9 protein-coding genes are annotated in these 9220 nt (G+C 29.8%); 4 read left to right on the top strand and 5 right to left on the bottom strand.

The genetic code is table 11. The annotated features are described in order from the left end of the window. From copB to KA830_RS13560, 3 genes are all read left to right on the top strand, one after another. Positions 1-1830 (top strand): copper-translocating P-type ATPase CopB (gene copB, locus KA830_RS13570; protein WP_210134311.1); only part of this gene is annotated, 1830 nt, incomplete at its 5' end. Positions 1831-1844: 14 nt separating this feature from the next. Further along, positions 1845-3278, top strand: coding sequence for a multicopper oxidase family protein (gene mco, locus KA830_RS13565; RefSeq protein ID WP_210128130.1), 1434 nt, complete (start codon positions 1845-1847; stop codon positions 3276-3278). A gap of 19 nt (positions 3279-3297) precedes the next feature. Then, on the top strand, positions 3298-3843 hold the full coding sequence (locus KA830_RS13560; protein ID WP_002510756.1) for a YdhK family protein: 546 nt from the start codon (positions 3298-3300) through the stop codon (positions 3841-3843). A gap of 327 nt (positions 3844-4170) precedes the next feature. On the opposite strand, the gene KA830_RS13555 is transcribed toward KA830_RS13560, so the two are convergent. The 4 genes from KA830_RS13555 to KA830_RS13540 form a co-directional block, all read right to left on the bottom strand. Further along, positions 4171-5040 carry a hypothetical protein gene (locus KA830_RS13555; protein WP_069819358.1) on the bottom strand — a complete coding sequence of 290 codons (870 nt, stop codon included), beginning with the start codon at positions 5038-5040 and terminating at the stop codon, positions 4171-4173. Positions 5041-5287: 247 nt separating this feature from the next. Next, a complete protein-coding gene (locus KA830_RS13550) occupies positions 5288-5383 on the bottom strand; it encodes a type I toxin-antitoxin system Fst family toxin (protein ID WP_002510758.1) in 96 nt (31 codons plus the stop codon). A gap of 501 nt (positions 5384-5884) precedes the next feature. Then, complete coding sequence (locus KA830_RS13545; RefSeq protein WP_047504938.1) at positions 5885-7279, bottom strand: helix-turn-helix domain-containing protein; 1395 nt, start codon at positions 7277-7279, stop codon at positions 5885-5887. A gap of 202 nt (positions 7280-7481) precedes the next feature. Then, positions 7482-7916, bottom strand: coding sequence for a plasmid mobilization protein (locus tag KA830_RS13540; RefSeq protein ID WP_210134037.1), 435 nt, complete (start codon positions 7914-7916; stop codon positions 7482-7484). A 700-nt stretch (positions 7917-8616) separates the two neighbouring features. Between KA830_RS13540 and KA830_RS13535 the strand changes: the two genes are divergently transcribed. Then, positions 8617-8823 carry a DUF3923 family protein gene (locus KA830_RS13535; RefSeq protein WP_115347105.1) on the top strand — a complete coding sequence of 69 codons (207 nt, stop codon included), beginning with the start codon at positions 8617-8619 and terminating at the stop codon, positions 8821-8823. A gap of 267 nt (positions 8824-9090) precedes the next feature. Here KA830_RS13535 and KA830_RS13530 read toward each other — a convergent pair. Then, on the bottom strand, positions 9091-9220 hold a 130-nt coding region (locus KA830_RS13530), incomplete at its 5' end, for a helix-turn-helix domain-containing protein (protein WP_210134297.1).

Genomic DNA, 9220 nt, shown 5'->3' with positions numbered 1-9220 from the left:
GTATTAATTCTTGCTACAATTTTATTCTTTTACGGAGGAAAGCCATTTTTATCAGGGGCTAAAGATGAAATTTCAACTAAAAAACCTGGAATGATGACGCTTGTTGCTCTAGGTATTTCAGTAGCTTATATTTATAGTTTATACGCCTTTTATATGAATAACTTCAGTGGTTCATCCACACATACAATGGACTTTTTCTGGGAATTAGCGACTTTAATTTTAATCATGTTATTAGGTCATTGGATTGAAATGAACGCAGTAGGTAATGCAGGCAATGCACTGAAGAAAATGGCAGAACTTTTACCTAATACTGCAGTGAAGCTGATTGATAATAATCAACGAGAAGAAGTTAAAATATCAGATATTCATATTGACGATATTGTGGAAGTCAGAGCAGGCGAAAGTATACCCACAGACGGAATCATTGTTCAAGGAGAAACATCAATTGACGAATCATTAGTTACTGGCGAATCAAAAAAAGTTCATAAAACTCATAATGATGATGTTATTGGAGGTTCAATTAATGGTTCAGGTACAGTACAAGTTAAAGTGACTGCTACGGGTGAAAATGGCTACCTATCTCAAGTTATGGGTCTTGTTAACCAAGCTCAAAATGATAAGTCAAAAGCTGAACTCCTCTCTGATAAAGTCGCAGGTTATTTGTTTTACTTTGCAGTAAGTATTGGCCTGATTTCATTTATTGTATGGATGCTTATTCAAAACAACGTCGATTTCGCACTTGAACGGCTAGTAACCGTATTAGTCATTGCTTGTCCACATGCATTAGGCTTGGCAATACCTTTAGTTACAGCACGTTCTACCTCTATAGGCGCACATAATGGTTTAATCATTAAAAACAGAGAATCTGTAGAAATCGCACAACACATTGATTACATCATGATGGATAAAACTGGGACACTAACTGAAGGTAACTTTTCAGTGAATCACTATGAAAGTTTTACAGACGAGTTAAATAATGAAGAAATATTGAGTCTATTTGCTTCATTAGAAAGTAATTCTAATCATCCACTTGCCACTGGTATTGTTGATTTTGCTAAAGGCAAAAATATTTCATATGCTACTCCTCAAGAAGTTAATAATATTCCAGGTGTAGGCTTAGAAGGCACAGTTGATAATAAAAAACTCAAAATAGTGAATGTTTCTTATCTCGATAAAAGCAATTTTGATTATAATAAAGAACAATTTACGAATCTCGCTCAACAAGGGAATTCTATTAGTTATCTAATTCATGACCGACAAGTTATTGGTATTATCGCACAAGGCGATAAAATTAAAGAAAGTTCAAAACAAATGGTTTCGGATTTATTATCGAGAAACATTACGCCAGTCATGCTTACAGGCGATAATAAAGAAGTGGCACAAACAGTGGCTGAAGAATTAGGTATTAGTGATGTCCACGCGCAATTGATGCCCGAAGATAAAGAAAGTATTATCCAAGATTATCAAAGCAATGGTAGCAAAATCATGATGGTTGGTGATGGTATCAATGATGCGCCAAGCCTTATTAGAGCAGATATTGGTATGGCAATTGGCGCAGGGACAGATGTAGCTGTTGAATCGGGGGATGTCATACTCGTTAAAAGTAATCCTTCTGATATTATCAATTTTTTGTCCCTTTCAAAAAATACGATGAAAAAAATGGTTCAAAATTTATGGTGGGGCGCAGGATATAACGTGATTGCAGTTCCTCTTGCAGCTGGTATATTAGCTTCTATTGGTTTAATATTATCACCTGCTGTGGGTGCAATACTTATGTCTTTAAGTACGATCATCGTAGCAATTAATGCATTTACATTAAAATTAAAATAAAAGAGGTAAATATAATGTATAAAAAAATGTTCACAATTTTAATTACGTTATTTTCTATAATGTTTATGGTTCCTAATGATACTTTTGCAGAAGGTAAGCACAACATGATGGACATGAAAGAAAATGATCAAAAGCGAAATGATATGATGGATATGAAAAGTCATGACGAAAGAAAAAATTTGAATTCTTCACAAGGAAAAAATGAAATAACATTTCCCAAAGTTTTAGATCCTAAAAAAGATAACAATGGTTATAAAAGTTATACATTAAAAGCGCAGAAAGGAAAGACAGAATTTTACAAAGGTAATTTCTCTAACACTTTAGGATACAATGGAAATTTACTTGGGCCAACTTTAAAATTAAAAAAAGGAGATAAGGTTAAAATTAAGTTAGTCAACAACTTAGATGAAAATACAACATTTCATTGGCATGGGTTAGAAATAGATGGAAAAGTGGATGGAGGCCCTTCTCAAGTTATAAAACCAGGAAAAGAAAAAACAATAAAATTTGAGGTTAAACAAGAGGCTGCTACATTATGGTATCATCCCCACCCCTCCCCAAATACAGCTAAACAAGTTTATAATGGTTTATCAGGGTTATTATATATAGAGGATGACAAAAAGAATAATTATCCTAGCAATTATGGGAAAAATGATTTGCCTATAATAATCCAAGATAAAACATTTGTATCTAAAAAATTAAATTATACAAAAACGAAAGATGAAGATGGTACTCAAGGTGATACAGTCCTTGTGAATGGGAAAGTAGATCCTAAATTAACAACAAAAGAAGGAAAAATACGTTTGAGACTTTTAAATGGCTCCAATGCTCGGGATTTAAATCTTAAGCTAAGTAATAATCAAAGTTTTGAATATATTGCTTCAGAAGGCGGCCATTTAGAAAAGACTAAAAAGTTAAAAGAAATTAATTTAGCTCCTTCAGCAAGAAAAGAAATAGTAATAGATTTATCTAAAATGAAAGAAGAAAAAGTCAATCTTGTTGATAATGATGAAACAGTAATTTTACCAATTATTAACAAAGAAAAAAGTACTAACAAAGACACTACTCCAAAAGTAGATAAAAAAATCAAATTAGAAGGTATGGACGATAATGTTACTATTAATGGCAAAAAATTCGATCCTAACAGAATAGATTTCACACAAAAGGTAAACCAGAAAGAAACTTGGGAAATTGAAAACGTCAAAGATAAAATGGGTGGTATGAAGCACCCGTTCCATATCCACGGAACGCAATTTAAAGTTTTATCAGTGGATGGGAAGAAACCTTCAGAAGATATGAGAGGCAAAAAAGACGTTATATCTCTGGAACCTGGACAAAAAGCCAAAATAGAAGTGGTTTTTAAAAATACTGGGACATACATGTTCCATTGTCACATACTTGAGCATGAAGATAATGGAATGATGGGACAAATAAAAGTAACAAAATAATTTATAAGGAGAATTCAATATGATGAAAAAATTGAGCTCAATTATAGTAGCTTCAGGATTAGTATTATCAGCTTGTTCAACTGGTAACGAAGAAGAAGAAAATTCTAAAGATCAAAAACAAGAAAAACATATGAATCATAAGAGTGAAAGTAAAGCCCCAGATAATATGAAAAGTACAGATGACAGTAAATATAAAAAGGACGATAAAATAACAATTACAGCTGATCATATGCCTGGTATGAAAAATGCTAAAGGTACAGTTAAAGGTGCTTACAAAACCTATGCTTATGTCGTGAGTTACACACCTACAAATGGTGATGAAAAAGTTAATAATCACAAATGGGTCGTTAATGAGGAAGTTGCAGATGCCCCTGAAAATGGATTCAAGAAAGGTGATACAGTTAAATTAGAAGCTGACCATATGCCTGGTATGAAAGGTGCAGAAGCTCAAATTGATGATGTAGAAAAAACAACCGTTTATATGGTGGATTATAAATCAACAGAAAACGATGAGATGGTTAAAAATCATAAATGGATGACAACTGACGAACTAAAATCTCGTTAATGTCTATCATTTTAAAGCTTTAAAGTATTTAGTTAGTTATTCACAAATGCAATGAGAATCCCCTTTGTTAAATAGACAAGTAAACAAATAAAATTTATGGCCACTCTCATATCCACAATAATGAGAGTGGCCATTTGTTTAGAAAAATTAAATGATTTTAATGAAAATGAGGGGATCTTTTATAATTTATCAATGGAATTTCGAAAAATATAAAAAATGGAATAGTGAATGTATTGAGCTTTATCATTTATCAAGAAAAGTTATTCTAAATTAGCAGGTAAAGTCACAAACATTCATTACTGACTGATTAGGGCTTACCCTAATCAGTCAATTTTGTTTATTACGCTTTTTGCTTTTCTTATGTTTATAATTTTCCATTTTATTACGGATATATTGTTTATCCTTTTCATTTAACTCTGTTAAACATTTATAAAGATACTCAAAGTGCAAAAATAACATTATTGCATTTTGTTTTGTTCCATACTTATTGTCATAACCATGCATGATAGAATGTCTATTAATTCCATTTATATTTTTATCGCCAAATTTAAAGGCTCTTTTTAACTTGGATTTGTAGTATTCCTTAATTTTGTCATAATCATCATCAATATAATAATCATGATTAGATTTGTACTTGTTTATTGTTTCTTCTATTACAATATTAAAGAGATTATAATCAGTTCTTCCTTCATAATTTACAGAATTAAATATCAGTCCTTCTAATCTTGCTAATAATGCAGGGATTATAAGATAATAATATCCATGTTTATATCCATCTAGTATCTCTTTTAATATAGTAATTTCTTCTTGTGGTAAGTTGTAAGTGGTTACTTGGCTTTTTAAACGATCAAAATGAATTTCATCAAAATATCTTGTCATTATCAAATTAATATTTTCTATAGTTACCTCTTGATTATTTGAATTCATTTCAATATAATTCATGACTTCACTTATAACGATAAAATCTATTGGTGGATAGTCATAGTTAATAAAAATTGAATTAATTCTAGCTGCATTATTATTAAAGCTCTTTAAAGCATCTTTTAATTCATCTAAATTAGGTATACTTTTAGCTAAAACTTTTACTGTTTCAAATATTTTCTTTCTGAATTCATCATTTATATCTTCTATGTTTTTATATATACTATTAAAATTCAATTTATGTTGTGTAATGTTTTCACCAAGGTTATATTTCATTTTTAAAATCCTTTCTTTGTTTACATAATGACAGTTATCTACATTTAAAACGTATTACCTCCACTTCTCAGGGTTTAACTGAATTTTTATTAAATTAGTATATTTGTTTAATAGTATATCAATTTAATGATTTTGCATTCCTAACCACTATGATGTTATAATGCAATTAACAAAGATGTCGTGCATGTATGCACCAAATCCCCTAACTATGCCAGTAGTTAGGGGATTTTTTGGTGTGACTAGTCGCCTATTTATCATTGCGTTTGCGTAGCCAGTTCGCAAATAAAGCAACGATGCAACCACTTGCTGCTGTGGTCATGATGTTTACAAAGATGTCGGTCATTGCGTATGCACCTCCTCTCTACGTCAAATTGACGCCAGAGATAGGCGACTCCACTATTATACCATCTGTTAATCTACAAGCATATGCACTTCCGATAAGTTGAATTATGTCATTCAAATCTTAAATGGGTGTATTTACTTAGATTGAAATAATACAATTTCTACTTTTCTTTCTGTGTATACATTATACATATGGAAGTTATACATGTGGAAGTTATATATGTATAATGTATACACATATATCATATTTGGTATTCGTATAATATCATGCTAGTATAATAAATATATATAAAAGGACAACATGCGCTAACATGTTGCCCCAATGAGACTGTTAAAAAGACAAAAATAACCTTTTCGAACCTGTCAAAGTTGGAAGGTTATTTTTTGGTTATTGCTAATTAATACTGAACCAATAATTGTGAGAACAACTAAACATGCTATTCGTTCATCGAATCTCCCTATTAAGTAGAACTTAGTAGGGAGATTTCGTTGTAATTTTAAATCAATTTACTTCAGGTCTTAAATTTGTCTTTTCAGGGGATTTTAGAACCCTCTCTATATCAATTTGCTTAATTCTGTTGATAATTTGTTTTTTGTCTTTATATCCATAATTTTCAACTCTATCTAATGTTAATTGCGTTAAAAATTTCACTGGATTTTCAGGATAGTAACTATCACCTAAATACCTTTTAATTTCTTTCTCTGTATAATGAATGAAATTTTCCTTAGCAACGACTCCCGTTAATGAATAAAATAAGAATTGTCTAGCTTTATTAAATTCATACCATTTCACAAAAAACTCTCTAGTAAATTGAATTGCTTTTTTTATTCCTATATCTTTATGAGTTTTATCCTCTAAATAATAAAACATATATTCGTAGCAATATTTGGGAATCAATATGACGCTTTGTCTTTCTGAAAAATAATAATCTTTAGATAATTCTTCAGAGTCATGAATATTAGTATTTTGCAGAATATATGACCCAACTGATTGAGAATTAATGTTGTTCAGTGTGCGTAATGAACTTGAAGAAAGTAAATCAATATTTATATTCAAGTAATCACATAATTTTATAATATTACTAATACTAGGATCAATTTCACCTTTTTCCCATTTTCTATACTCTGCACTTGAAATACCCAAATCCTTTTCAATATCTTCAAATCTTATATCAAACTTTTCTCGATAATAATTTAACAAATTAAAATATTTTGTATCTTCTTCATCATAATCAAAGTAGTCATCTTCAAAAAGTTGTCTAATTTCGCCTAATGAGAATTCTATATTTTGTATTAGTATATTCATATTAATAGGTTCACGTTTATCATTAAATTTAGTATATCCAGCAGAACCTGTCTCTAAGTTTATAGGAAATTGTAAATCATTTTCATGATTATATGAACTAAATAACTCCAAGTTATCTAAGAGGCCCTTAGCTCTCCTAATAATAATACTGCTACTTTCTTTACTAACATCTCGATATAGATAGTCATAATACTCTCTCATTATCAACTCATATTGGGGAATGGCTACCCAATCATCATGTTTTACTAAATCAAATTTATGGATTATATCAGACAAATTTTTAAACGTTTTAGGCATCCACTCTGAATAGCCATGAAAATATTCTTCAATATTATTATCAATCAAAGTAATCTCTTCTGTGTTATAAGATTTCCACTGTTTTGTTAAAAATTGGTATATTGTCATATTAAAATATTTTGCAATATCATCTACGATACGATAAGTAAATGCTTTCTGCTTAGATTCTAAAAGTGTTATCTCCTTTTTAGAATAATTGGAAAATCCACTAAGTTCATTCAATTCTTTAGCCAATGCTTGTTTAGTTAAATTCTTATTTTTTCTTTCTAGATAAAGCTTTTGGGATAATTTCATATAACCCCTCCTTTATAAAAATCATACACTACTTTTTCATAAAAATAAAATATTATAATTTTTAAATTTAAAAGCGTACAGTTACAATACGGTTTATTGCTCGCTTAAAATTAAGGGGAAGTATGTGTCTGTGGTTAATCAAAAAACCTCCACAAGTTAAATACAGGTTTTGTGGAGGTTACTCTTATTTTGAAATATCAAATTAATTTTTATGAAATTTTTGTATAGCATCTCTAATCTCTTCTTTTAATTGCTCATCTCTTTTATATCCATTGAAATTAATATATTCAGCGTCATCATTTACATACTGTAAAAAACGTTTAAACGTATCCAAGTATTTGGCAACTTCAGAATATTCCTCTTCTATATTTTCATAGTCTTCTTTCAACACTTCATCTTTGTTATGATCTACTTTAAATTGCATTTTAAGAGCTTCATTTTCTTTTTCAAGCTCATTAATTCGTTCATCTACTGGATAAACAGATGTCGGCTTAATACGATTTCCTAATGCCACAAGTCTCGTATAAGCTGTTGGATTTAAGTTTCTATCTTCTGCTAATACTTTCACTTTTTCATATTCTTCTTCAGTTAAATTAATATTAATTGTTTTAGCTTTTTTATGATTCTTGCTCACCATTCACGCCACTCCTAAAATTAGTAATTACTTAGTAAGAATCACATTTTTATACTAAGTATTTGATTAGTAAATACTCTATCATAAATAACTAAGCAATTACTAATACCTTATATAAGAAAATCATTGGTTATAAACAATGATTTAAGGACTCCTTTCGGGAGTCTATGAGGAGTCCTTAGACTCCCCATTCTTCTATCCCATGTGACACAAGGGATAGAAGAATCATTGATTTTACATCGAAATGCCATGTAATATTACACTTAAGTCAAGTTTTATAAATATATAAAATTGCTAAAAGTACTGATATGAAAGCATTTATAACAAATGAAACATTCATTTTGAACCCCAGCTATGCTGGGGGCCATCGTGATGGCATTGTTCACCCTTATCCTGTTGTCTGGGACTCCTTTTCGAGACTCCTCTAGTTGAATTCTTAGCCACATAAATGCATTTTCAATGTTCTAAAAGTTTAAATAACTCCCTTTCTTAAAACGTATATTAGGCTTCGTTTTTTATCATTACAAATACTAGTGATAAACTTCCAATAAAAATGACCTACTGCATTAATTTATAATACATGTAGATCATTTTTCACTCACAATATTATTTTTTAAAATTCATGTTATTTTTATATATTGTTAAGCTAGAAATATTCTGATTTAATTAAGACTTTGATGAATTCAAAAAAGAAGGTAAGTAAATTGAAATTTTAAGCTTTATAGGCTTTACCATTTTTCTTTGGGCAAGAAATGTAGACGCATCAGGCGCCATACAAATGACTGAATTGAAATGGGTTAATATTGCTGTTATAGGAACTACATATTTAATTTCTTTAATCATACAGCTAATATGGCTAATCATTAATTTAGTCTTTTCGAGAAAACAAAAAGTACAAGTACTGAATTAAGTAGACGGCTTGAAAGAACCTAAACAGTCCGTATTGAAATAAAAGATACCCATTTTATCTGGGGTATCTTTTTGTTTTTATATAGATTTATTTGGATTTTAAAGGGATATTTAGAGCCAAAACAAGAGGGCTTTCTATCATTCAACATATATCGAACGAGATTTTTGGGGAATAGATTTTTATAAATTCAATTATGTTTCAAATCATTTTAAAAAGATTGTTATTTCTATATAGCATCAAGACAAGAAGAAACTCGTTTCACTCGTTTCAAAATCCCTCTTGATTTTTACAGAAAAAATCTTTAATTTCATCATCTTTAATAAAATAATAAGCCATCTTTCCATCTTTCCAAAAATCAAGAACATCATTTTTATATAAAAGTCTCAAGTGATGTGAT

It is taken from the genome of Staphylococcus sp. GDY8P119P (assembly GCF_017892075.1).
In the GTDB taxonomy this organism is placed as follows: Bacteria; Bacillota; Bacilli; order Staphylococcales; family Staphylococcaceae; genus Staphylococcus; species Staphylococcus ureilyticus.
This window is presented reverse-complemented; position numbering and strand designations above follow the sequence as displayed.

Coding starts and splice junctions, on each gene's coding strand:
- KA830_RS13555 (WP_069819358.1), bottom strand. CDS start 5,040: ATGAAATATAACCTTGGTGAAAACATTACACAACATAAATTGAATTTT.
- KA830_RS13550 (WP_002510758.1), bottom strand. CDS start 5,383: ATGACCGACATCTTTGTAAACATCATGACCACAGCAGCAAGTGGTTGC.
- KA830_RS13560 (WP_002510756.1), top strand. CDS start 3,298: ATGATGAAAAAATTGAGCTCAATTATAGTAGCTTCAGGATTAGTATTA.
- KA830_RS13545 (WP_047504938.1), bottom strand. CDS start 7,279: ATGAAATTATCCCAAAAGCTTTATCTAGAAAGAAAAAATAAGAATTTA.
- KA830_RS13540 (WP_210134037.1), bottom strand. CDS start 7,916: ATGGTGAGCAAGAATCATAAAAAAGCTAAAACAATTAATATTAATTTA.
- mco (WP_210128130.1), top strand. CDS start 1,845: ATGTATAAAAAAATGTTCACAATTTTAATTACGTTATTTTCTATAATG.